Genomic DNA, 23,923 nt, shown 5'->3' on the forward strand with positions numbered 1-23,923 from the left:
AGAAATTAAAGGCTTGTGCTTTTTCATATCAGACAAAATCAATGCTTTGAGAAAATTGGAGTGATTTCATCTAAAACGTGAGGATTTTCTAGAGATGAGTTGTCTCCAATTTGGTTTCCAAGTAGTTTATCTTTTAACAATCTTCGCATAATTTTACCAGTACGGGTTTTTGGAAGATCTGATAACTGGATTACAAATTTTGGTTTTGCTAGTTTGCCTATCTTTTCAGAAACAAAGGATGAAATTTCATCAGTTAGCTTTTCTTCTTTGAACTTCATTTCAGGCACCACAAAAACAACTATGGCCTCACCTGTTATTTCATCAGGGATTGAAATTGAGGCAACCTCTGAAATCTTTTGATGAGTCATTATTGTCTGCTCAATTTCAGCAGTACTCATTCTATGTCCTGATATGTTTATCACATCATCAATTCTTCCATGCATATACCACAAACCATCTGAATTTGCCAAGACGTAATCTCCATGAAACCATATCTCTTCGAATCTAGACCAGTATGTCTTGAGATATCGTTCATCGTCATTGAGCAATCCTTTGGTCATTCCCGGCCATGCGTTTTTTACAACAAGGTAGCCTTTTTGATCCCTGACTTGATTGCCTTTATCATCAAACACATCCACATCAATTCCGGGACACGGCATTCCTACAGTTGTAGGTTTTAGTCTCATGCCCGGCAATACGGATAACATTGCCCCACCAATTTCTGTTCCTCCTGACAAGTTCATTATTGGTATTCTTTTCTTTCCAACCTTTTCAAATAACCACCACCATGATTCTTCATCGATTGGCTCTCCAGTAGTTGGAATCAATCTGATTTTTTTAAAATCATGTAACTCAGTTGGAATGATTCCAGTTTTTTTAAACATACGAACGGCTGTTGGAGAGATTCCAAAGATTGTTGCGCCATACTTTGACATGATGTCCCATATTCTATTGGTATTGGGATAATCTAATGCACCATCATAAATTATACCGGTTGCACCCATCTCTAGTAGGCCGTACACATTCCAAACAATTCCGGTAATCCAACCAATATCTGCAGGCCAAAACAAGACATCGTCATGATGATTGTCTATTAGATATGCTGATTGATGTCCCGCAAAGACTGAAAAACCTCCATGTGTATGGACAACCCCTTTTGGTTTTCCAGTTGTTCCTGATGTATATAGGATGAATAGCTTATCATTTGAATCTAAAATTTCAGTTTTGCAATCTTTTGATTGGCTTTTGATTAATTCATTGTAGTTGACCAGAATATCAGAGTATGAGTAATCATCAACTTTTTTGTAAGGGACAATGATGACATTTTGTATCTGTGTTTCCTTGATTCCTGTGTTGATTGCTTCCTTTTGAGAAATTTTTTTCCCTTTTCGTTCGAAACCATCTGATATTAGCAGTATCTTTGCATTGCAATCTTGTAGTCTAATCTTTAATGCATCTGCACTGTATCCAGAAAAAATTACGGTTTGAACTGCTCCGATCTTTGCACACGCCAATATTGAAACAATTGCTTCTTTGATCATTGGCATGTAGATGGCTACAACATCTCCTTTGGAAATTTTTAAAGATTTTAGACCATTTGCTAGCTGATTTACTTCGTCTTCCAGTACTTTGTATGTAAGAGAATGATAGTCTCCATTTTCAGATATAAAATGATAGACTACTTTTTGAGGCGTTTTTTTTGCAAATTTATCAAGAGTTGAGAGAATTATGTTTGTTTTACCGTTTACAAACCAGTTTGTCCAAGGTACTCCTTTAGAAGAATCCATTACTTTTTCAAATTTTTTATCCCAAACTATGCCGATATCTTCACTTACTGCATTCCAATACCATGCAGGATCTGAAATGGATTTTTGATGCAACTCTTCTAAAGTTTTAAGATTGTGCTTTTGCATGAATCTGTAAATATTTGATGTTTCAATCTGTTCTTTGTTAGGAACAAAGACATACTCTGACATAAAATAATGATATTTTGAAATGATATAACGGCTTCTCTCAATCTATGATAATTTCTTTTTAAATAATTCCAACGTAATGATTGGGTCTGCTTTTCCTTTTGTCTTTTGCATTACTTTTCCAACCAGATAATTTATCGTCTGAGGATTTGCTTTTGCTTCTTCAACTGCTTTTGTCTCCTGTGATATCACTTCATCTACAATCTTTTCTAATTCACCTTCATCCGATTTACCAAGATCTAAATCTTTGATTATTTCTTCAAGGCTTTTACCTGATTTTACCATCTCTTGTAATGCTGTCTTTGCTGATGTTCGTGTAATTCTGCTGGCTTGAATTGCACTTACCAAATCTTGTAAGTGGTTTGGTTTTAGTTTTGATTGTTCTCTCTTCTCACGTGTATCTACAAGACCCATCAAATCAGTAGTTATCAGATTTGCAATGTCTTTTGCATTTTTTTCATCGTGAGATTTTTCAAATAGATCTGAATAAAATTTGTCAGATGACAAAACATCTGCAACTTGTGGAGGAATATCAAATTGTGTTACATACCTCTGTTTTTTTGAGCTGATACTCTCAGGCATATCTTCTTTTAATTTTTGAATTCTGGCATCTGCAATCTTTATCCAAGGAATATCTCCTTCTGGGAAATAACGATAATCCATCTCCTCTTCTTTTGTTCTTGCAGATACTGTAACTTTACGTCTGTCATCCCAGTGTCTTGTTTCTTGAGCAATTGGAATGTCTCTTGATGAAAGACTCTCCTGCCTTGTAATTTCAAAGTGTAGTGCTTTTTCTAAATCATGAAATGAACCAATGTTTTTGATTTCTACCTTTGGACCATTCTCTATTGAGACGTTTCCATCTGCACGCATTGCACCTTCTAATGTTGGCTCACTGACACCTAGATTCTCTAAAAGATCTGACAGTATGTTCAGAAAAATTCTAACCTGTTTTGGATTATCAAAATCAGGTTCTGTAACGATTTCAACTAGGGGTGTTCCTGCACGATTATAATCTACAAGTGTGATCTGGGTTTTCTCTGAGGTTCCTTCATAGATTAGTCTTCCAGGGTCTTCTTCTAACTGGATTCTGCGTATTCTGATTTCCTTGTCTTCAACATTTACCATACCCTTCTCACCAATGCTTGTTGGTCCATACACGTTTAGCTGAGTGATTTGGAAGTTCTTTGGCAAATCTGGATAAAAGTAATTTTTTCTAAAGAATGCAATCTTTTCTGGAACTTGGCAGCTCAATGCTAAAGCAATAGTAGTTGCCTTTTCCACTGCCTTTTGATTTAATCTCGGTAAGGAGCCTGGCAATCCCATACATATAGGACAGATGTTTGTGTTTGGTTCAAACTCTCTATAATCTGCTTTACATGAGCAGAAAAGTTTGCTGTTTAATTTTGTTAATTGACAGTGAATCTCTAGGCCAATCTTTGTCATAGTGGAACCTCCGGAAGTTTTGTATCTTTTTCTAATGAATATGCTGCCTGCAAAAGGAACTTGTCCTCATTATGTTCTGCCATCAATTGGATTCCAATAGGCAGACCATTTGTCACCTTGAATGGAACAGAGATTGCAGGCTTTCCTGTTAAATTTGCAGTAACTGTGTTAAAATCAACTAGGAATAATGCGATAGGGTCTTCAATCTTTTCTCCAATCTTAAATGGCTGTACAGGAACAGTTGGTGAGATTAAAAGATCAACCTTCTTGAATGCTTCATTGACTTCTCTTGTTAGTTTATTTTTTACTTTCATTGCTTTAAGGAAATATCTTCCCGCGTAACCAGCTGATGGAACAAAACCGCCTAGTATCATTCGTCTTGTTACTTCTGGGCCAAATTTTTTTCTAGCCTTTGATATGTATGAATTAAACTCATATCCTTCTAATGGAAAATCATATCCGTATCTTAGATTATCATATCTTGCAAGATTACTTCCTGCCTCAGTCGCAGTAATGGTGTAATAAGCAGCTACAGAATAATCTACTGTCTCAAGATTGATGTCTTGAATTTGCGCTCCCTGTTTTTCGAGTTTTGATATTGCCTCATTTGTTGCATCAACTACTTCCTTTGATGTTCCTTCTCCCATCATTTGCTTGATAATTCCTATCTTTTTTCCTTCGATTCCATGATCAATCTCAGCCAGATAATCATCATTGTGATTGTCAATTGTAGTGTTGTCGTTTTCATCCAGACCTGCAATTGTGTTTAGCAAAAATGCAGTATCCTTTACTGTACGAGTCAAGGGACCTATCTGCTCAATGCTATTTGCATATGAGATTAGACCATATCTGCTGATTAGTCCATAACTAGGCTTGTAACCTACTACTGAACAAAAACTAGCTGGGTTTCTAACAGAACCACCGGTATCTGAGCCTAAAGATGCTAGACATTCCAAGGCACTGACTGCAACAGCACTTCCTCCAGATGAACCTCCTGGAACATATTCTGAATTCCATGGGTTTCTACTTGGACCAAATGAGCTAAATTCTGTAGTCAAACCCATTGCAAACTCGTCTAGATTGTTTTTGCCTATGAATAATGCATCCTGATTTTTGAGTCGCGTAATTACGGTGGCATCATAGGGTGCAACAAAATCTTCCAAGATTCTTGAAGCACATGTTGTCTTTGAGTTTTTTATGCAGATGTTATCTTTGATTGAAATTGGAGCACCGTAAAATGAACCTGCCTCTCCGGACTTTATCTTCTTGTCGATATTTTTTGCATCCTCTATTGCTTTATTGTTAATTGAAATGTAAGAGTGGAGTATCTCTTCGTGTTTTTCTATTTGCTCTAATGTTTCTAAAACAAATTCCTCACATGTAAAGGAGCCATTTTTTACATTATCGATATATTCTAGCAGAGATTGTTTTATTTTCAATTAAACCATCTTTGGAGCTCTAACATACGTTCCTTTGTAATTTTTTAATTTTTCAATCAGTTTTTCATCATATGGAATAAACTCATCTTTGCGTAAATTCTCAATTGGCATTATTGTAAAATCAATCTCTTCGGATTCAACATTTGCTTTATCTAATAAATCAAAATAACCCAGCATCTTTTTGACTCGCTCAATGTATTCGGCATGATCATCCATCTCTATTCTCATTAGTTTTGCAACTTTTTCAATCTCTTCGGCAGTTACCAATCAAATCACCTATGGGGTTAGTCTATCCACATCTCTTGGATAGAATGTTACATCACGAATGTTCTCAGTACCGGTTAATGCCATCATTAGTCTCTCTAGTCCAATACCACAACCAGCATGTGGTGGTACGCCATAATCAAATGCTTTAAGATGGTACTCAAATGCTTCTGCTTTCATTCCTTTGTTCTTCATTCGCTCAACTAATTCGTGTCGCTTTTCAATTCTTGTGCTGCCTGATGATAATTCCAAATCTCCAAACATCAAATCAAATGATTCTGAAATCTTTGGATTGTCTTTGCTTGCCTTTACATAGAATGGCTTTGGAGCCATAGGCCAATCTTTTATGAAGTAGAAACCGGATAACCCTATCTTCTTTAGATTTGAAGGATACAAATCATCGCCCCACTCTGTCTTTGCGCCTGCCTTTTGCATCTTTTCGACTAATTCATCATAGGAGTATCGTGGAATAGAATCAGGAATTTCAGGTATTGTAAACTCTACGTCTTCATTTGTGCTTGCAAATTCTTTTACAGCCTTTACTGATGCCTTGATGATGTCTTCTATTCTATTCATTACATCATTGTAATCAACAAATGCTTCCTCTAAATCAATGGATATTGCTTCGGCAAGATGTCGATTAGTTCTTGATGGCTCTGCTCTAAATATTGGAGCAATCTCAAAAACTTTCTCAAGACTCATTGTTAATTGTTCTTTGTACAATTGTGGGCTCTGTGCAAGAAACGCTTCTTTGTTGTAGTAAAAGATTGCAAAGAGTGCAGCGCCCCCTTCTGTTGCAGTTGCAATCATCTTTGGTGTGTTGATTTCAGAAAAATTTTGTGAATAAAAATAATCTCTAATTGATTTTAAGACGGCACTTCTTGCATGAAAGATATCAAGTAAAACTTTTCTTCTAAGATCAATTGGTCGCACTTCCAATCTTGTATCGATATTTTTTACTGTCTTTGCTAATGGCTCAAATGGTGGAATCAACTCGACTTCTGAAAACACTCGAAGCTCAGTTGGTGTAATCTCTAAACCCTTTGGAGCTTTATCTGACGGCTTTATCTTTCCCGTGATTGCAATTGAAGAATGAGCCTTTAGTGAAGAAATCTTTTCACGAACATCATCAGGACAATCACCTTTTTTTGCGACAACTTGGATATCTCCAGTTTTGTCTCGTAATGTCAAAAATGAAATGTTTCCATGACCTCTAATTGTTAGAACCCATCCCATCAAGGTAACTTGTGTGCTAATTGATGGATCTAAGTCTGCCGCATAATGCGTTCTTCGTAAATTTCCTAATTCAGTATCGATCATGATTTACTAAATGCCTGTTTTTTTGGTGTATTTAGTTTTCTTTTAAGAAATAGTTGAGAAACTGATCTAATTTACCTGAACTTGGGGCAAATTCAATGGTTTGGAATTTTCCCATAATAGGCTGCAGAGTGTGAAAATGTTGCCTGACATCTCTACTGAATTTGTGCATATAGCAAAATCTGATTCTGAATTGGCATGGTCTGATGGGGCATCTGAGAGTATCATGTTTCTGTTCTTTTCTACAATCATCCTGCCCCTTGTGCGTAAAATTCCCATTCTAGTTGATGTTGCTCCAAATCTTCTAATGAATTGCACCTCTGAGAAATCTAACATTTCAGTGATCAACCTCACCTCGCCCCCGTTTTTCTCGCACGTCTTAATCTTTTCAGGGATATCTGTATGGTACATCTTTGAGATGTCTTTTAGGGTGGTGACGAGGTATACAATATCTTCTGATTCTTCAATTAACTTTTCAATTTCTGAATAGATATTGCCAGTTCCTTGTGTTACATGAAATGTTGGTATGGTTGTCTTAAAATTAGTTGGTATCGTAGTCTGTATTGTTTCAATAATTTGCTGTTGGGAGTTTTTTATTCTATTTACCTGATTCTCTTTTTGTTGTAAGATGTTATTTAGTACCTCTTCTGGTTTATTTGCAACACATAACTTTGGTTTTGATAGAGTAGTTGAAACAATCTGTAGGTGTAAAAGCTTGTCAATTGTTCTGTAGGCCTTTGTTCTATCCATGTGTAGTTCCTTTGCTAAAGCACTAGCCGTAACAGGACCTAATCTTAACAAATTAAGATAAACATGTGCATCTATTTCGTCCAGTTCTAATAATGATGATAATTTGATTCCAAGCTCCTCAATTTTGTTAATTGAAGAATACATTTTGTTTTCTGAATCTGAAAAAAACTGATCTGAACTTTCTATATTATTTTGTATGTTTTTTTGATTTATTTTTTCCAGACCTTTGTTTAGCTCAAGTATTTTTTTCGTGGTTTAATTATTCAAATTTTTATTAAAATGATTACGTATCATTCATCAGTGGAACAATAAAATTTTAGAAATTTTTGTCTGATATGCAATTACAATTACAGGTCTGCAAAGAGTTGTTCTTTTAATGATGGCATCTCTGCACCAAGGTGGAATTGTTGCAGCTCTTTTTTCTTGATCTTTCCAACAAGTGTTAGATCCCTTTCAAACAATAAATCGATGGTCCAGTCAAATGCAACTTTAATCTTCTTCTCCATTGTAGGTAGATTTGCCAAATAATACATCCTCCATATTGCCCAGGCAGGCATTCCACTCAGATTTCTTCCAAATATTGAAACTACGCCTACTCTATTGCCAATTGTAGCCATCATTCCCTTACTTTTGTAGGAAAACTCCTTGAATTTTGTGCCTTCTTTGAGGGCTTCTAGTATGTTTTGTGCAACTATCTTACTCTCACGAATAGCATGCTGTGCAGTAGGGGGGTAATACTTGCCACTTTTTTCATCCTTAATTGCGGCACAATCACCTAGTGCAAATACATTTGGGTTACAGGGATTTTGCAAAAATTTGTTTACTTTAATCCTACCTCCGTTTTCATGTTCACAATTTATTGATGATATTACAGGATCTATTGCAACACCGCCGGCCCAGATTATTGTAGAGCATGGAATTGTTCCACCATTGTTTAATACAATTTCAGTTTCAGATGCATCGATTGCTTTTGTGTTAGTGATAATATTGACACCCACTTTTTTGAGATAACTCATAGCAACTTTACCTAATTCTTGGCCAACTTCTGGGAGTATTCCTCCTCTTGCAGAAATCAAAATTGGTGTAATGTTTTTTGGTTCAATTGTAGGATATGCATGCTTTACCGATTCTCTGATGAAATGATTTAGCTCACCTATTGTTTCAACTCCTGCAAATCCACCACCAACTACTGCAAATGTAAGTAACCTTTTCTGTAAATCTTCATCTCCTGTTTGTGCTGCATTTTCCATCATGGATATTGTGTGATTTTTTAGAGCAATTCCATCTTCAATTGATTTTATCGTAAATGAATTTTCTTGCATGTTTTTGCTTCCAAAAAAGTTATTCTTACTACCTAATGCCAAAACCAAATAATCATATTCTAATGCATGAACTTTACCATCAAAGGTTCTTGTTATGGTGACAAGTTTGTCATTTAGATTAATGTCAGAGACGACTGCTTGATAGAACTTTGCAGTCTTGCAAAACTTTCTAATCGGAATTGCAATATTGCTTGGATGAATCATTCCTGCTGCCATCTCGGGCAACATTGGAGTAAAGAGAAAATAATTTTCTTCATTAACTAGAGTGATACTTGCTTTATCCTTTGAGATTTTTTTCTCAAGTTCCTTTAGAACTCCGATTCCTCCAAATCCTCCTCCCAAAATCAATATCTTTTTGATATTTGGCGGAGCTGTTTTGTGTGCAAATATCATATGGGCATTTTGAGACTTTTTAGAGTCAAATACCAGATCACACTGCTTGCACCTATACTGTCCAGACACATCAAAAATTATAGAAAATGAATCAAAAGGCTAAGTATGTCCAGCCATCACAAACAAAATTACAAAATTTGTACATTAATTTACCAGATTTATGCCTAAATTTTCATGGATTTAACACAAAAAGAAAAGGCTGTTGCTTTGATATCAAATGCAGTATCTGTCTATTCTCTGTATCAGGAAAGGGGCAAAATTCCTCAAAATACTAGCATGATTGATTTTATCCTAAAAGCAATTCCTGAGGAAATCAAACCGGAGATATCAATGGAGCTCGTCGATACGGTCTTTAATTATGTCTCAAGCGCACATAATTCATAAAGTCAAGGTTTTTTCTATCTAGTATCACCTTGACATCGATAGCTACGCTCGGATCTCACTGCTCTCTTCAGGTCTTAAAGGGTGCAAAAGACGAGGGATTCAAAACGCTTTTGGTTTGTGAGAAGAAAAGAGAGAAGCTGTATCGCAGATTCAATTTCATTGATGAGCTTATTTTGGTTGATTCCTTTCCAGAAATTTTAGAAAAGAGATGTCTTGACATTTTAGAAAAGAATGATTCTGTATTGATTCCTCATGGTACTCTGATTGCTCAGATGAGCTCAGAAGAAATAGAATCAATAAAGATTCCAATATTTGGCAACAAGTGGATTCTCCGATGGGAATCCGACAGAAACAAAAAAGAACAACTCATGAAGGAATCAAAACTCAATCTGCCAAGAACCGTTCCAACACCAGAAGAAATTAACGGTCTTGTCATTGTAAAGAGACAGGGTGCTGCAGGTGGCAAAGGATACTTTTTGGCAACAAACAAAGCAGATTATGATGCAAAAAGAGATTCTTTAATCAAACAAGGTATTCTATCAAAAGATGAGCAGCTCTACATTCAGGAATATTCACCAGGAGTATTGGCATATTTGCAATTCTTTTACTCTCCATTAAATGAGGACATTGAATTCTTTGGCTCTGATCAAAGACATGAATCCGACATTGAAAGTCTGGCAAGAATTCCATCTTCTGTTCAAATCAAACACGAAAAGGTTCCATCATTTAATGTCATAGGAAACACTCCAATAGTATTACGTGAATCATTACTTCAAGAAGCATATGATATGGGTGAGCGATTTGTTGAAGCATCACGCAGACTAGTAAAACCTGGAATGAATGGTCCTTTCTGTATTGAAGGTGTATACGATGAGAATGCAAAATTTACATCATTTGAGTTTTCAGCTAGAATAGTAGCTGGAACCAACATCTACATGGAAGGCTCACCGTACTATGGACTGTTATTTAATGAGCCAATGAGTATGGGTAGAAGAATTGCTCGTGAGATAAAAAATGCGAATAAATCAAATCAGCTTGATAAGGTTACAACCTAAACAACTGGTTTTTCTTTGTTAAAACAAGAATTGATGTCATAGTTACCACTAAAATCACCAAAACCCCTAAAGGAAATTCTGGAATTACGTTAGTGCCTATAATCTCAATCTCTTGGGCACCATTAAACACAGGGATGGTAAACGTATTGATATCTTCAGATGATTCTAGACCATATTCTACATCAATTCCATCTACCAGAATCACAAAATCTCCATTTTGAGCTGAAATCATCTCATTTGGAATACTAATAACGAATTGACCCTCATTAGTATCTTGAATTCCTATTAGAAAAGAACGTAATTCTTGATCAATTTGCATTGCTAAAACATTGCCAGAAAAATCATACTCTAAATCAAAAGTATGCTCATCTATAGAATACTGGAAAATTTCGGTTTCGGCATATGCAGAATTAACGAGTCCCACACAAATAATACCAATTAAGGTTAGCGCATAATTTCTCATTGGAATCTTTAGATGACATTTAGTATTAGAATATTGTTTAGGATTGTTTAGTGTGTTCAACTGTTGTGCATTTTGCACAGCATTTGCCTTAACAAAAGTATGATGATATAGATTTGTAATAATGACAAACCTAACACCAAAAGAACATTTGACCAACCGAAGAGCAGTTGCACCAGTAATTGCAACACTTCTAATGGTTGCAATAGCAGTGGTTGGAGGAACTATCATCTTTGTATTCTCACAAGGATTCTTTAGTTCATCACAAATCAGTGGTACCCCAACTATTGAAGCAGTAAAGATTCTTGGTTACGACGCAAGAGCAGTATCTGAATTACAAGCACATAACGGTAATCCAATGCTAGCAGGTTCTGCAGGTGATGGCAATCCAAACGTTCAAGCAGATGAGAGAGTTGCAGTATATGTCACAAATGACAGTGTACAACCAGTAGTTATTGGTACTCTGAGATTTGCTGGATACGAATATGATTACATCCAAGCAGCCGGCGGTATGGGCGCATGGAACTCTGCAAACATCCCACAGGGTAACTATACTGTCTTGTTAAACACACCTGATGCAGTATTGCAAGAAGGTGCTGCTGAGATTGCCCCAGGACAAACAGCAACCATATTGATGGACCTTCCACAAGACCTAAGATCTGGACGCTCTGCACAGTTTAACATCCAAACAACTAACGGAAATCAGTTCGTCGGCACTGTCCAAGTTGGTCAACAAAGTGGTTAATCCACCTTTTTTTCTTTTTATGAGGGGAAAATCATGAATCAAAAAATTCTAGTTCTGTTCTTTTCTGTTATACTAATCACATCATCATTTGGATTTTCTGAAGCGCAAATTCTTGTAACAAATTTAGATCATGCATCACTTGAGCTACGATTAGCACCTTCTCGTGTGATATCAGAAGAGAACCAGCATTTGGCAGGATATGTCAATCTAATTGATGCAAAGGGCACCATGATAAAACCATCAAATGATGTTAGAATATTTTTGGAATCAGACAACTCTGAGATTGCCAAAGTTCCAGAGTTTGTAACTATACGAGCAGAGCAAGGATATGCATCATTTTTCATTGAAACATTTGGAATCGAAGGCTCTTCTATAATCTCTGCAACGTTTAATGATCAAACCATATCAAAGAGGTTCTTTGTTGGAGAAAAGGTGCCGATACTTCCAGATACTCTTGATATCGTAATCAATCTACCATCAAATGAGATGCATGTATCTTCAGAAATGCCATTTTCTGTATATTTGATTGATGATGAAAAAAAGATAATCCAAGCACCATATGACATCACAATAGATTTTGAGTATGAAGATTCCTTGATTTCACTACAAGATTCCACCCTTACAATTAACAAGGGAAATTACTATTCCTGGAGCACCATACTAACAAAAGGAAATGTTGGTAATGCTTTCATTCGTGCTACACAGGATGATCTTAACATTCACAGTGCAAAGAATATTAGAATTTCATCCTCATTGCCTGCATCGCTAGATATTGACATCTTTCCAAAATTTGTACCAAAGGAAGTAGATAGGACAGTAGAGGTCATTGTCAGTCTTGTGGATGCTGATGGAAATCCAACTTTGGCAACTGAAGATATACCTCTAGAGTTTTTTTCTGATTATGATTATGTTGGAAGAATCATAGATGATAAAATAAAGGAATCCCTCTCAACTGGAGTAATCAAAAAAGGTCAATTTAGCCATCATTTTCAAATTAAAATGAATCTGAATAGCTCTCCAGAAGAAATCACAATAGGTGCTAGCACAAAGGGATTAGGTATTGCTTCTGACATGTTCACAACGGCAAATGCAATGAACTTTGAGAATAAGCTAATTGCAGAAAACAAGACCATGATAGTATACACATTAGAAAAGATTCCTAGCGATTCTACAACGATTGCCGTGTACCAAATTGTAGTGGAAGAGGAGGAAGAGGAAACAGAGGATGCATCAGAGGAAACAACTGAAGAAGATGAAGAACCAGTTACCATACCAGTAATATCTAATGAGCATTTTCAATCAAAAGGCAGTCTCCAAAAGATTAACCTAATTTCTAGCGATGATCTATTACTGCACATCATAGATTCAGGAAAGATTGAATCTGGAAAATCATATGGCATTGCCACAATAAAATCAGGCAAGGAAAATGGATTAGTAACATTAGCGTCTACACTAAAGGGGGTAGGTTCTGGTACTGTTGATGCGCAAATAATCAATACATTACGACATGACAAGACAAAGATATTTTCTCCAACAGGTCCTAACATGATTCTCTTTGATAAGACAGGAAATTTTGATATCTTTGTGTTATCCTTGGACTCTAAAGGTCGTCCTACTATAGTTGAAGATGAAGCAAGATTTCTTTTATCTCCAGTAAATGAGATGGTGGAGATAAAACGAAACAAGACGTTTAGTCATGCCACATTACACAGTACTTCATTTATCAAAGGAGAATCATCATTTACAATTAATGCAATTCCAATTGGGATATCAGCTGATTCTGATTTAGAGACATCATCAACATACAGTACAGAACCTTCAGCTAAAATCAAGATTAGCTTACCATATACCATACTGGATTCAAATGCAAAATCAGAATTTCCTGGCGTTATCCAGATAACTGATTTTAATGACAATCCAATTCATGCACTAGAAGACATCAAGATTCAACTAATCGCAGAAGATTCTGATCTGCTAAACATTCCAAGAAATGTTCAGTTGCTCAAAGGTGAATCCCAGGCAATATTTCCAATAATGACAAATGGAATAGTTGGGGAAAGTAAGATTTCAGCTAATGCAAAGGGTGCTATATCTTCAGAATCCTCCTTTGAGACAAGATCATTTCTAACAAAACTAGAGATATCAACTGGAGGAATAATAGAGCCTCTGCCAGTTAATCAGCCTGTAACCCTAGATGTTTACGTTGATGATGAGAACTTTGAGCCAGTAGGTGGGGCAATCATACAGATTTCTACGATAAATGGCGTTGCAACCCCTGCCAGTATTACAACAGATAACGGTGGAATTGCAAAGATTCGCTTTACTGCAAATGATCTTGATTCTTTCACATCATTAGAAATAATTGCAACAGCAGAAGGATACCTTGATGAATCTGAGACCTTTGAGTTTGAAGTAGATGTACCCGAAGTCATTGTAGAAGAAGAGATGACGGTACTTGGCTTGCCTGAATGGGTAATCTATGTTGGTATAGCTGGCATATTGGTCATAGTTGGAATTATAGTGATGTTTCTTAAAAAACCAAAGCAGGTTCTCGAAGACGAAGATGAAATCTATGAAGAAGATGATATTTAGAATCGTGTTCAACTGTTCACTCAAATGAACAGCATCGGATGTTTAAATTTCTGAAATTAATTTTCGATAATGACTGCAAACAAGAAACTTCTATCGACGATAATATTGACATTCATACTAGCAGGTGGAATTATTTCCATAGCGCCAAATGCATATTCTACATACTATAATGATGACGATGAGGATGATGACCATGATGATGATCATCACGAGGAGACATGTGAATGCAAAAAGCCAAAGGTATTCTCTGTAATTTACAATGGCCCTGGAATTGAAAATGGAGCTGAAGGAACTGCTGATGAGCCAGTAACTGTTGAAATCTACAAGAAATTAGATGATGTTGGAAAAGAAGGCAAAAAGCTTGTATCATTTCCAAACATTGTAGATGGAGATTCTATTGTACTTGATGCAAACTCTTTTGGAAAAAAGAAGATAAACTCTAACACCGTTTATCATATCATACAAGGAGATGACACCATTGCAACAGTTTCATTTCATACATCATGCTCCCAACCATTATTCATTGGCGACATGCACACTGATGGTCCAGTAACCATAACAGTTGAATCTGGATTTGATCACAAAGGAAGACAATCAATATTTTTGCAAAATGATCCATTGTGTCAAGGCGATACACCTGTTGTGATACCTGCCAAAGTGACATTCTTTAATTCCATTACAACTGATAATGGAGTTGCATTACCTGATGAATCATCATTTGGTTATGGAATTACCGGCGTGACAAACCCTGTATTCTCTAGCACTCATGAAGTAACACCTGATACTCCAATTACAATATCAATGGTGGTACCTGATGGGTTTACGCGAGTAATGATTTCAGGTGATGGTTGTCCTAGTGCAGCTGATTTTGCGGCTACAAATTCTGTTAGTATGACATTTGATCAAGGAGAAGAACTAGTCTGTACTGTTTATCATGATGATAATGGGGATGGTGCATCAGGAGGGTCTGGAGTGATATTTCACTTTGCTAACCAACAGTTTAGTCTTAACGGTGGAGTCCAGCAAACTGGAACAGGTAACATCTGTGGTGATGTCACTGCAGGGCCATGTATTACAATAGATGGTCAAAACGTTATCGTTGTGCCTGATTTGAGTGGAACTGGGCAGGAATTAACGGATACTACAATTGTAATATTCACTATAATTCCAATTGGTGCTCATGTCAACCCAATGGTGGAACCCCCTCAGGCAATCTGTACATTTGATGGGCTAGGTGAGCCATTTGATAATGGTGCCTTACTTGGATTTCGATTGAATTGTCAAGCAGGACTCGATGGAAATACTTCATTTAATGTAAACTATGCATTAATCGAGACCGCATAACCTCTTTTCTTTTTTTGTATCTGATATAATCCAGTTAGGAATTTTAAGGTGGATTTGCCAATTTTACAAGATGACTGATCTGTATAGGTTGTATCCTGAAGAGATGGAGGAAATGGTAAAGAAGCTAGGATATGAGCGATTTCGAGCAGACCAAATTTTACATTATATCTACAAGGAATTTCCTGTGGATATCAATGATATGTTGCAGCTCCCAGCTGCAATGCGTGAGAAGTTAATCTCAGAGGGGTATAGTATAGGCTCTGCAAAACAGACTCACATGATTCAAAGTGATAATGAAGATACTGTAAAGTTGTTGTTGGAGCTGGATGATAAGAAATCAGTAGAGACGGTTCTGATGCGTTATAGGCCATTGAAGCTAAACACAAAGACACGACATACAGTTTGTGTATCTACTCAAGTTGGGTGTGCAATGGGTTGTACATTTTGTGCAACAGGACAGATGGGCTTTGAGCGAAACATGAAAGCAGAAGAGATTGTTACACAAGTTATTCACTTTGCTAATTTACTAAAAGAGAGAGGTGAGCATGTGACTAATCTTGTATTTATGGGAATGGGGGAACCACTTGCAAACTATGATGAGATGATTCGCGCAATTAGATTGTTGACAAATCCACGAGCATTTGGTTTGGGTCAGCGACACATTACAGTATCTACAATTGGTTTGGTATCGGGTATCTCAAGACTAGCTGGGGAAGATCTTCAAATTGGTCTTGCTGTTTCATTACATGCACCAAATGATACTCTACGAAGAAAATTGGTTCCAACTGCTTCTCCTAATTCTGTTAGTGAAATAATAGAATCAGGTAGGGAATATTTCAAGAGAACAGGTAGACGTGTGACCTTTGAGTATGCATTAATCGAAGGAGTAAATGACACACCAGAGATTGCAAATGAATTAGCAGAATTACTTGATGGAAACGGCTCTCACATCAATCTTATTCCGTTAAATCCTACTGCGGGAAATTTCTCTCGCCCTGCAAAGAAAAGAATTCTAGAGTTTGAGCGGGTTCTGTATCGACATAACATTAACTGTACTGTGCGAGTTGAGAAAGGAGTAGAGATTGCAGCTGCCTGTGGTCAACTTCGAACCGATGTCTTGAATGAAAAAGCTGCCAAATTACCCTGATTCCAGGCATGAAACTATGCCAAACTATGCCATTTTTTGTATATCTTGTCAATTTTTAGCTGACCTGCAGCTAACTTGAAACCAATAATAGATCACAAATTTTTGAGAAACGTAACGTAATCTAGTGAAATGTCAGAATTAGATATTCCAGATGAGTTCATTGAAGAAAATAAAAACAATTTGAAGTTTGCAATTTCAAAAATTAAAAGATCTGGACCGTATCCTAAAAATCAAAAACAAAAAAGACGAATGGAAGTTCATCGATTACATTTTGACTACGGTTATTCTGCAAGAAAAATAGCAGAAATGATGAAAGTGAATCGAAACACCATAAATGGAGATATTTCTTTTTGGTATTCAAAGTTAGTAACACATTACAATCTCTTTGATCCAGAAGCTAGTATCATTCTTAAGATTGCAAGATTTGAGGAGCAAAGGATCAGATTAAGGGAACAATTAGACAAAGTCACTGAATTTAATAAAAAAATTTGTTTAGAAAAAATGATATTTGACATTGATTACAAAATTCTTCAAACTCATCAAAGATTAACAGAATCTACATTAAGAATTCAAAATAACGACTTAGAAACACTAAACTATGCTATGGAGCGAAAAAAACTCCCTGAAAGATACACTTCTATGTTAGATGCCATTTCAGTTTCAAAAAAAGCACAAGAAAAAATAGATAAAATAATTACTGAAGATAGAAAAAAACTTAAAATTTTGTAAAATTATTCAGAAATTTTCTTTTAAAGATTTTCTAATTAATTTACAAGTTTTCCAGAAAAGTCACTAATCAAAGACAGATTTTTGTTTCTTATCGCGAAACTCTAGTTTTTCCAAACCAAGCATCATCCTAAGCGTATTTGCAGATTCTGGTGCAAAGCCTTCTAGGTGGTTATTTGAAAATGCCCAAAAGTATTTCACTTTTTCATTTTGCTCTAAATTTGATAATCTGTCTGCCCATTTTTGAATGATATCTGTCTTGTCTCTTACCTTGTGATCATAGACATCCTCTGGAAGGTTTCTGTCACCAATTAATCTTGCATAGACAAAGTCAGTAGTTATTGGTGCAGGATTTTCTATCATTGGAACTTCATTCCACACTAGGGAATAATCATTCTCTGACAAAAATTCTAGTGCTACTTTTGAAAACCAGCTATCATGTCGTCCTTCTATTGCATATCTGCAGTAATGTGGTAGGTGTTTTCCCAAAGTTTCTAGTCTTTCTTTTGCACATTCAAATGTCAATGAAGGTGGAAGTTGTAATACCAGAACTCGTATCTTTTTTTTCAGTGGTTCTAATCCAGAAAAGAATGCAGTTAGTGTATCCTTTGATGGATCATAGTCTAGCTTGTTATCATGGGTAATCCTTCCAGGAAATTTTAGTGAGAACTCAAAATTATCAGGAGTATCTTCGTTCCATTTTGCTGCCATACTTTTTGGTATTGTATGATAAAAGCTAGAGTTTACCTCGGTCACATCAAAGATTGATGAATAGTGTTTCAGCCAGTCCTTTTGTTTTATTGTCTTTGGATAAAACGTACCAGTCCATTCCTTGTAACCCCATCCAGTACAGCCTATTCTTTTTTCAAGCATTTATTTTTCTTGTTTTCACTCTTAATTCAAAATTTGTATTCGAACTACTAGATTATCATCTGAGATCATCATGGCATGATTTGTACAGAATCTCCACAGTGCCTTGCACACTGGTTTTTTGGCAGACGCATCTTCAAAGAAGTACACCATTGCCTGCCGATTTGATTCAGTATCACATCCTTGTACAGTACAAAGCATTACTGGATTGGGAGATTTTTGATTAAAACTAGCAGGTCATCATACAATCCAGTCTGATTTACCATTAACCAAAACTCAATGATTCATCAATTGATCAAGATTTAGGATTATTTGCCATATCAAATAGCACCTTGAGGAAAATCATTCTTAAAATAAAGACCATGGATTATCTTGACTTTCTTAGAGCAAGTAACGAGTCTGGAAAACTTACCGTAGAAGATATGTTGTATGATTTAATCCAGTATTATGTCATTGTGGAGAGAAACAAAAGCAAACTGTTTAGGATAAAGCAAAAGAAGATGACTCATTTTGATGATTGAAAATTTTATTCGTCATGACCACGCATCCAGACCTCTTGGTTCTGACTCCTTTACCCCCCATTTGTGCACGATTTGTAGGTGAACTTCCAGTCTTCTGGGAGTTTCAAAGACTTCACCGCATTTTAAACATCGATAAATCATGTTTCCAGTAGGATTTTTGAGTAATAACGAATTGGTTATTGTGAAATATGATAATTAAATTATGAAACCCTTAGAATTCCAGTTTGAATCAAATGTTGAACTCCATTTACAAAATCTGAATCTGTTATGATGCCATCTGCCCACCAACCGGCATTTGTCTTAATCCAGGAAGGAATTTGGTCATTTTGTGATATTCCTTGAGTAGTTTTAGGTATGGAAATGATGTCATGTTTTATCAAATACTGAATTCCTGAAACAAAATCATCATTGCTTATTTTATTTTCTGCCCACCACTTTGCATTATTTCTAATCCAGTCTGGAATAGAATAATCTTCAGTTAGAATCTCTTTTTGTATTTCTTTGGTGATAACAAATGGAATTACATCAGAGCTGTATCCCATGTATCTTCCTTGAATTGTATATGCACCTGGTTTGATATTATCATCAATTCTAATTTGCAAAGAAAACATTCTTCCATCAGTAATATATGCCTTGTATTCTTTTTTGGCGCCATCAGGACTTGTAATATCTAGTAAAACATTTTGTCCTCTTGCAAACTGTTCTTTTGTTACCATTCCATTAAATGTAATAATATCAGAATCTTTGTTTGATACATCAAAGGAATCAAATGGATTTACTTTCAGAATTCCCTCTGATTCATGTAGGAATCCATATGGACCGTATAGATCATGCATCATGCGAATATCTGCAGGCCTAATCTGTAGTAGGGTGGTTGCTTCATCAAAGTTTGGAATCATTATTGATGGTACTAACGCACCACTGAGAATCCAGTTTGACATATCTGCAGTTGTGTCAGTGTAGTGACCTAATCCAAATGCATGACCTAATTCATGTCGAATAATATTTCCAATTACAGTTGGACTGCGTAGTTGATCAAGATAGCATCTGTTGTAGTATATGTAAAAGTCATCTGTACTGGTACATATTCCGACTCTATTTACAAAAATAACAACCATTGACTGTCTTGATTCATCCTCATACAATGCATATCCTGCAGTGCCATCTGGTAGGTCTCCTTCTGTTGGATATGGTTGGAACAGTACGTAAATGTCACAGATTGGATTTTGTTTGTTAGAATCTGATTCTCCTTCTTGGTATGATAGTTCTCTGTAGGTCATGTCCCAGTATTTGGCAGTCTTTTTGTTTGATTCTTGGAGTTTTGTCTCCCATTCAGTTACAACATTTCTTGCCTGAGTTAAGAGGGATTTTTTATCAGTTTCAGATACAAAATCAGGCTCGATTGCACAAATTGTTGGATTTTGCCAAATTCGCTGCCCCTTTAGAGCATAATTTGGTTCTGCATAGGCTTGAATTGGGATTAAAAGTATTATTCCAAATGATACCATAGTTAATAAAATTCCAAATCTTGGCATATATTAGAAAATTATATGAATTAGATAAATTGATCTCAACATATCAATCAGAATTTAAACTAGTATGAACATACTAAAATAATATGGAAACAGATGTAAGAATTATCGATATTGATAAATGTCCATTATGTCAGAAAAAACATTCACATGAATTAAGTATAGAAGGAGGACATGTTATGTATAGTCTTTCAGGTCCAGTAAACGAAAAAGATTTTGATAAACAGTTTACAATATTTTTAACATGTCCTAACAAAGATCAAACATTCAAGACGTCTATAACGCTTAACACGTTTGGTTATCACATTATCAAAGTGGAAGAAAAGAAATGAGTACAGATAAAGAAAAAAAAGAACAAGATGGAAACATATCAATTAAAGTAAATTCGACATCAGCTCTTAATCCAGAAGATAAAGCGCTTTTAAAATTTGGAGAAGAAATATTGGTAAAATCAGTAGAAACTGCAAAAGAATTTGCAAAGACAATGATAACTTTGATTACAGGATTGTTTGCAGCATATTTTGCAATCTTAAAATTTTTAGGAGCTGAAACAATATTAGATGAGCCAGTTCAAGATTTAATAATTGTTGGAATACCTCCGATTTTATTTATTATTAGCATTTTGACATTTGTTTTATCTTTAATGCCAGCATCTGGAAAAATGTCATTAAATAGATTAGAAGATATTAAAAAAATCAGAGATGATTCTCTGAATTTTAAGAGAAAATCAATAATTGCTGGAACCATTTTTTTTATAATTGGTTTAGTAATAATGCTGATAGTGAACATCACACTGTTAAAGTAAATTAATCAACAATTATTATTCCAATTTGCCAAGGATGAAGAGTACAAAAATATGGGTATCTTCCCTTTTCATTAAAATGATATCCGAATGAAGTTCCAGGAGTAATTTCGCCACTATCAAACTTGTAATTTTTTCCCGTTGTTGGATTTCCACTGGTAATTGTATGAGGCGAAAAATCATTATTTTTCCAAACAACAATTTGATTTGGTTTAATATGCAACTCTGACGGAATGTAACATTTGTGTTCATCCTCACAACCAGGAACATTCGTACCTAGGGGTATACTAACATCAAATTTTTGAGAAAATATGTTTGAATTTAATATGTTTTTTGATTCAGTGATTGTATCGCCAGATATTTCATATTCGGATTCTATTGGTGTGCATAACGCAACTGGATTTTCAAGTGATTCCCAAACATAAACCGTTAATGTGAACAAGCCGGATTTTTCTGGCTTCCATTCCGTAGTCAAACTTTTATGCTCTTTAGGCGATATTACACCCGATTTGAAAAATTGTTCAATTATATTTTTGTTAGAGTCAGTTATTTGTATAACGTGAACAAATTTTTGATCAGTAGCCTGAGTACTGAAAAATGTTGAAGAAATAATGATCTTTTGGTTTATTCCAGATGAAGCAAGTTGGTTTCCATAAGAATCAAAAAGTCTTGGAAAATCACAAACTATTTTTTGTATAGATGGAATACGCTCACCAATAAAAGCAGTCGCAGTCATTGAAAGATCATCGTCTATAGAATATGGATCAGGTAATGTCTTATCTACATATTCAGCAGTTACCGTGTCACCCATACTTACCTTAAGGGTCGTTCCGATAGAATTTTCTTTTTCAGAAAATTTTATTTTAGCAAGAAAAATCCCCGTTGAATTATCAGTTTCATTAACCGGAACAATTATTCCGATAGGATCAGTATCGCTCCAAACTTTAATTTTAAAAGAATCAATTTGTTCTGGATTAATATTCATATCTGGATCAACTACTCTTACAATTCCATAATGTTCAGGCAAGTAGGCTGACTCTAACCACTGGATTTCTCCTATATTCCATCGAATTAATGCTGATGCAGTGATGGTTTTAGATTGCGTTGAAAAAACTATTGTTATTGCATCATCATTTTTACAAGCCAATAACCCATCTGCTGGACCATGCCCAGAGGTAATTTCTCTGCCAGAAATTTTATGCTTTTTTGAAATTTTAAATCCCGTAAGAGTTACTTCGCCAAAGAAAATTCCCGAATTTTTTTTGTTCTCTTGAAGCGAATAGTTGAGTTTCCCCAACTTTGTTTGAACAGATATTTTATAATTATCGCTATTTCCTATGGAATTGATTTTTTCAGGATTACGGTTTAGTTCAGGTGCAATTAAGGCTATACGAACTTTATCTCCCCAAGAGTATACTTTTTGATCTAGTATAAGCGCCATAACAAATTTTGTAGTGTGAAATTGAACTAGGTATTCTTGATCATTCAGAGTTGCTTTAATGATGTAATTTGTATTCTCTTTCCAATAATTTCCCTCAATTCTAACTATTTCTTGATATACTCCATTAGATTTTTCAGAAAGTGGAATTACATTTGAATAAATCGTATTGTTATTTTCATCAATAATTTTTAGATGGATAGAATTCTGAGATAATTCTCTAGTATGAATTGAAATTAGAATTTTGTCTCCATACTCAAATGATTTTTTATTGGTCCGAACAAACAAGGGAAAATTAGTTCCAATAATTTCAATTTCTTCAGAACCTTCTAAGAATTTTATCGATAAAATTCTTTTATCTGGAAAAATCTTCTCATCAAAATCTTCTTCTTGACCATCAATCAATACGAAGAAATCATCATCCTCTGTGCCGTTTTTAGAGTCCAGTAGTTTTCTTGGAATGTCTATCGATAGTTGTCCATCACCTACAGTATGAACAGAAATTATCAATGACTTTGAATCAGAATCTGGAACAATATTACGAATTTTTCCTTTTGTAATGGAGTATGGTAAATCAAAAGAATAATTATCAAATTTAGTAGTAAATACACCTTCTTCTGTCACATCTGATGAAGGTTGTGACAATGCCTGAAATTCAGGTTCAGATATCTGAATATTTTCAGATATGTTATCCAAAGGATTGCTTACAGCTTCAATACATTCGAAATTCTTAGGTACAGGATCGAAATTTAGTTCAATATCTTGAATTTCTGAGGAATGTTCTATTGTACAATGTTGGATTTGTTCATTGTTTGATATTAGAATAACATCAACACCATAATCCTCTATATTGCCAACACTTTCAATTGATTTTGAAACCTCATTTAAAATTGATAAACCGTATTCTAGTGCAATCTTCCATTCAAGTTCATAAGGTTTGAATTTGCGTATTAAGTGGTTCGCTATCTCAATTCCGTCTCCATAAGATTTGAATTTTGGGGCATCATCAATTATCGTCTGCATTGAATTAGATAGATGTACTTGATGAAATTGATACTTTGTATTTTCTTTTATCATTAAAAGTCCTGATGAAACTTTAATTTCTCCACCAAAAGTTGGAGAGTTTTGCATTATTTGAGAAATTTTTATTCTAGCATTATCAGAATTAATTGTTTGATCGGATTTTAACTCATTTATTATTGTGAAAATTCTATCCACATCACCAGACAGAGCTAAAAGAAATTCTTTGTTTTTAGGTAGATAGTATTTTTTTGAAATTTCACTTGTTGAGGAAGAATTAGTTTGCTTTCGATCGGCAATAATTAATTGGGCATCTTGACATTTCAGGTAAAGAATTAATGTCATAATAGAATATCCACTGAATGGGATAAAACTATTTCAAA

General features: G+C 35.2%; 21 protein-coding genes. 10 read left to right on the forward strand and 11 right to left on the reverse strand.

The features are described from left to right. Positions 1-38: 38 nt before the first annotated feature. The 7 genes from DWQ18_04565 to DWQ18_04595 all read right to left on the reverse strand — a co-directional run bounded on the left by DWQ18_04565 (position 39) and on the right by DWQ18_04595 (position 8,904). A complete protein-coding gene (locus tag DWQ18_04565) occupies positions 39-1,976 on the reverse strand; it encodes an AMP-dependent synthetase (protein RDJ34173.1) in 1,938 nt (645 codons plus the stop codon). 42 nt (positions 1,977-2,018) lie between these two features. After that, the gene (locus DWQ18_04570) at positions 2,019-3,419 is read right to left on the reverse strand and encodes an Asp-tRNA(Asn)/Glu-tRNA(Gln) amidotransferase subunit GatB (GenBank protein ID RDJ34174.1); all 1,401 of its coding nucleotides are present in this window, start codon (positions 3,417-3,419) and stop codon (positions 2,019-2,021) included. After that, positions 3,416-4,858, reverse strand: coding sequence for an Asp-tRNA(Asn)/Glu-tRNA(Gln) amidotransferase subunit GatA (locus DWQ18_04575; GenBank protein RDJ34175.1), 1,443 nt, complete (start codon positions 4,856-4,858; stop codon positions 3,416-3,418). Before DWQ18_04575 ends, DWQ18_04570 begins: the two co-directional genes overlap by 4 nt. After that, positions 4,859-5,125, reverse strand: coding sequence for an aspartyl/glutamyl-tRNA amidotransferase subunit C (locus DWQ18_04580; GenBank protein ID RDJ34176.1), 267 nt, complete (start codon positions 5,123-5,125; stop codon positions 4,859-4,861). A gap of 9 nt (positions 5,126-5,134) precedes the next feature. Beyond that, positions 5,135-6,442: an aspartate--tRNA(Asn) ligase gene (locus DWQ18_04585; GenBank protein RDJ34177.1), complete on the reverse strand. Its 1,308-nt coding sequence runs from the start codon at positions 6,440-6,442 to the stop codon at positions 5,135-5,137. 66 nt (positions 6,443-6,508) lie between these two features. Continuing rightward, entirely contained in the window at positions 6,509-7,333 is an 825-nt protein-coding gene (locus DWQ18_04590) for a TrmB family transcriptional regulator (GenBank protein ID RDJ34178.1), read from the reverse strand. Positions 7,334-7,536: 203 nt separating this feature from the next. Then, the gene (locus DWQ18_04595) at positions 7,537-8,904 is read right to left on the reverse strand and encodes an NAD(P)/FAD-dependent oxidoreductase (protein RDJ34179.1); all 1,368 of its coding nucleotides are present in this window, start codon (positions 8,902-8,904) and stop codon (positions 7,537-7,539) included. Positions 8,905-9,078: 174 nt separating this feature from the next. Here DWQ18_04595 and DWQ18_04600 point away from each other — a divergent pair, with 174 nt between their 5' ends. Both DWQ18_04600 and DWQ18_04605 read left to right on the forward strand, forming a co-directional pair. Beyond that, positions 9,079-9,288: a hypothetical protein gene (locus tag DWQ18_04600; protein ID RDJ34180.1), complete on the forward strand. Its 210-nt coding sequence runs from the start codon at positions 9,079-9,081 to the stop codon at positions 9,286-9,288. A gap of 29 nt (positions 9,289-9,317) precedes the next feature. Further along, on the forward strand, positions 9,318-10,343 hold the full coding sequence (locus DWQ18_04605; protein ID RDJ34181.1) for a DUF1297 domain-containing protein: 1,026 nt from the start codon (positions 9,318-9,320) through the stop codon (positions 10,341-10,343). On the opposite strand, the gene DWQ18_04610 is transcribed toward DWQ18_04605, so the two are convergent. Continuing rightward, positions 10,333-11,034 (reverse strand): PEFG-CTERM sorting domain-containing protein, encoded by a 702-nt coding sequence (locus DWQ18_04610; protein RDJ34361.1) that lies wholly within the window; start codon positions 11,032-11,034, stop codon positions 10,333-10,335. The genes DWQ18_04605 and DWQ18_04610 overlap by 11 nt on opposite strands. Between DWQ18_04610 and DWQ18_04615 the strand changes: the two genes are divergently transcribed. The 5 genes from DWQ18_04615 to DWQ18_04635 all read left to right on the forward strand — a co-directional run bounded on the left by DWQ18_04615 (position 10,928) and on the right by DWQ18_04635 (position 17,360). Continuing rightward, positions 10,928-11,548 carry a hypothetical protein gene (locus DWQ18_04615; GenBank protein ID RDJ34182.1) on the forward strand — a complete coding sequence of 207 codons (621 nt, stop codon included), beginning with the start codon at positions 10,928-10,930 and terminating at the stop codon, positions 11,546-11,548. The genes DWQ18_04610 and DWQ18_04615 overlap by 107 nt on opposite strands. Before the next feature lie 33 nt (positions 11,549-11,581). Continuing rightward, positions 11,582-14,140: a hypothetical protein gene (locus tag DWQ18_04620; protein RDJ34183.1), complete on the forward strand. Its 2,559-nt coding sequence runs from the start codon at positions 11,582-11,584 to the stop codon at positions 14,138-14,140. Between the two features lie 69 nt (positions 14,141-14,209). Next, the gene (locus tag DWQ18_04625; protein RDJ34184.1) at positions 14,210-15,484 is read left to right on the forward strand and encodes a hypothetical protein; all 1,275 of its coding nucleotides are present in this window, start codon (positions 14,210-14,212) and stop codon (positions 15,482-15,484) included. A 70-nt stretch (positions 15,485-15,554) separates the two neighbouring features. Continuing rightward, positions 15,555-16,631 carry a 23S rRNA (adenine(2503)-C(2))-methyltransferase RlmN gene (rlmN, locus tag DWQ18_04630; protein ID RDJ34185.1) on the forward strand — a complete coding sequence of 359 codons (1,077 nt, stop codon included), beginning with the start codon at positions 15,555-15,557 and terminating at the stop codon, positions 16,629-16,631. Positions 16,632-16,760: 129 nt separating this feature from the next. Further along, positions 16,761-17,360: a hypothetical protein gene (locus DWQ18_04635; protein RDJ34186.1), complete on the forward strand. Its 600-nt coding sequence runs from the start codon at positions 16,761-16,763 to the stop codon at positions 17,358-17,360. A gap of 63 nt (positions 17,361-17,423) precedes the next feature. Here DWQ18_04635 and DWQ18_04640 read toward each other — a convergent pair whose 3' ends face one another. Next, positions 17,424-18,230, reverse strand: a complete 807-nt coding sequence (locus tag DWQ18_04640; protein RDJ34187.1) for a DUF72 domain-containing protein — start codon at positions 18,228-18,230, stop codon at positions 17,424-17,426. 329 nt (positions 18,231-18,559) lie between these two features. Between DWQ18_04640 and DWQ18_04645 the strand changes: the two genes are divergently transcribed. Next, positions 18,560-18,748 carry a hypothetical protein gene (locus tag DWQ18_04645; protein RDJ34188.1) on the forward strand — a complete coding sequence of 63 codons (189 nt, stop codon included), beginning with the start codon at positions 18,560-18,562 and terminating at the stop codon, positions 18,746-18,748. Between the two features lie 200 nt (positions 18,749-18,948). Here DWQ18_04645 and DWQ18_04650 read toward each other — a convergent pair whose 3' ends face one another. Continuing rightward, positions 18,949-20,283 (reverse strand): hypothetical protein, encoded by a 1,335-nt coding sequence (locus DWQ18_04650; GenBank protein RDJ34189.1) that lies wholly within the window; start codon positions 20,281-20,283, stop codon positions 18,949-18,951. An 83-nt stretch (positions 20,284-20,366) separates the two neighbouring features. On the opposite strand from DWQ18_04650, the gene DWQ18_04655 reads away from it, so the two are divergent. Next, positions 20,367-20,612: a hypothetical protein gene (locus DWQ18_04655; protein ID RDJ34190.1), complete on the forward strand. Its 246-nt coding sequence runs from the start codon at positions 20,367-20,369 to the stop codon at positions 20,610-20,612. Further along, positions 20,609-21,085 (forward strand): hypothetical protein, encoded by a 477-nt coding sequence (locus tag DWQ18_04660; protein RDJ34191.1) that lies wholly within the window; start codon positions 20,609-20,611, stop codon positions 21,083-21,085. Before DWQ18_04655 ends, DWQ18_04660 begins: the two co-directional genes overlap by 4 nt. Position 21,086: 1 nt before the next feature. On the opposite strand, the gene DWQ18_04665 is transcribed toward DWQ18_04660, so the two are convergent. Next, entirely contained in the window at positions 21,087-23,885 is a 2,799-nt protein-coding gene (locus DWQ18_04665) for a hypothetical protein (GenBank protein ID RDJ34192.1), read from the reverse strand. Between the last annotated feature and the right edge of the window lie 38 nt (positions 23,886-23,923).

The sequence above is a fragment of the Thermoproteota archaeon genome (assembly GCA_003352285.1).
Lineage (GTDB): Archaea > Thermoproteota > Nitrososphaeria > Nitrososphaerales > Nitrosopumilaceae > PXYB01.

Coding starts and splice junctions, on each gene's coding strand:
- DWQ18_04565 (RDJ34173.1), bottom strand. CDS start 1,976: ATGTCAGAGTATGTCTTTGTTCCTAACAAAGAACAGATTGAAACATCA.
- DWQ18_04570 (RDJ34174.1), bottom strand. CDS start 3,419: ATGACAAAGATTGGCCTAGAGATTCACTGTCAATTAACAAAATTAAAC.
- rlmN (RDJ34185.1), top strand. CDS start 15,555: ATGACTGATCTGTATAGGTTGTATCCTGAAGAGATGGAGGAAATGGTA.
- DWQ18_04655 (RDJ34190.1), top strand. CDS start 20,367: ATGGAAACAGATGTAAGAATTATCGATATTGATAAATGTCCATTATGT.
- DWQ18_04625 (RDJ34184.1), top strand. CDS start 14,210: ATGACTGCAAACAAGAAACTTCTATCGACGATAATATTGACATTCATA.
- DWQ18_04590 (RDJ34178.1), bottom strand. CDS start 7,333: ATGTATTCTTCAATTAACAAAATTGAGGAGCTTGGAATCAAATTATCA.
- DWQ18_04620 (RDJ34183.1), top strand. CDS start 11,582: ATGAATCAAAAAATTCTAGTTCTGTTCTTTTCTGTTATACTAATCACA.
- DWQ18_04585 (RDJ34177.1), bottom strand. CDS start 6,442: ATGATCGATACTGAATTAGGAAATTTACGAAGAACGCATTATGCGGCA.
- DWQ18_04665 (RDJ34192.1), bottom strand. CDS start 23,885: ATGACATTAATTCTTTACCTGAAATGTCAAGATGCCCAATTAATTATT.
- DWQ18_04660 (RDJ34191.1), top strand. CDS start 20,609: ATGAGTACAGATAAAGAAAAAAAAGAACAAGATGGAAACATATCAATT.
- DWQ18_04650 (RDJ34189.1), bottom strand. CDS start 20,283: ATGCCAAGATTTGGAATTTTATTAACTATGGTATCATTTGGAATAATA.
- DWQ18_04595 (RDJ34179.1), bottom strand. CDS start 8,904: ATGATATTTGCACACAAAACAGCTCCGCCAAATATCAAAAAGATATTG.
- DWQ18_04640 (RDJ34187.1), bottom strand. CDS start 18,230: ATGCTTGAAAAAAGAATAGGCTGTACTGGATGGGGTTACAAGGAATGG.
- DWQ18_04610 (RDJ34361.1), bottom strand. CDS start 11,034: ATGATAGTTCCTCCAACCACTGCTATTGCAACCATTAGAAGTGTTGCA.
- DWQ18_04635 (RDJ34186.1), top strand. CDS start 16,761: ATGTCAGAATTAGATATTCCAGATGAGTTCATTGAAGAAAATAAAAAC.
- DWQ18_04600 (RDJ34180.1), top strand. CDS start 9,079: ATGGATTTAACACAAAAAGAAAAGGCTGTTGCTTTGATATCAAATGCA.
- DWQ18_04615 (RDJ34182.1), top strand. CDS start 10,928: ATGACAAACCTAACACCAAAAGAACATTTGACCAACCGAAGAGCAGTT.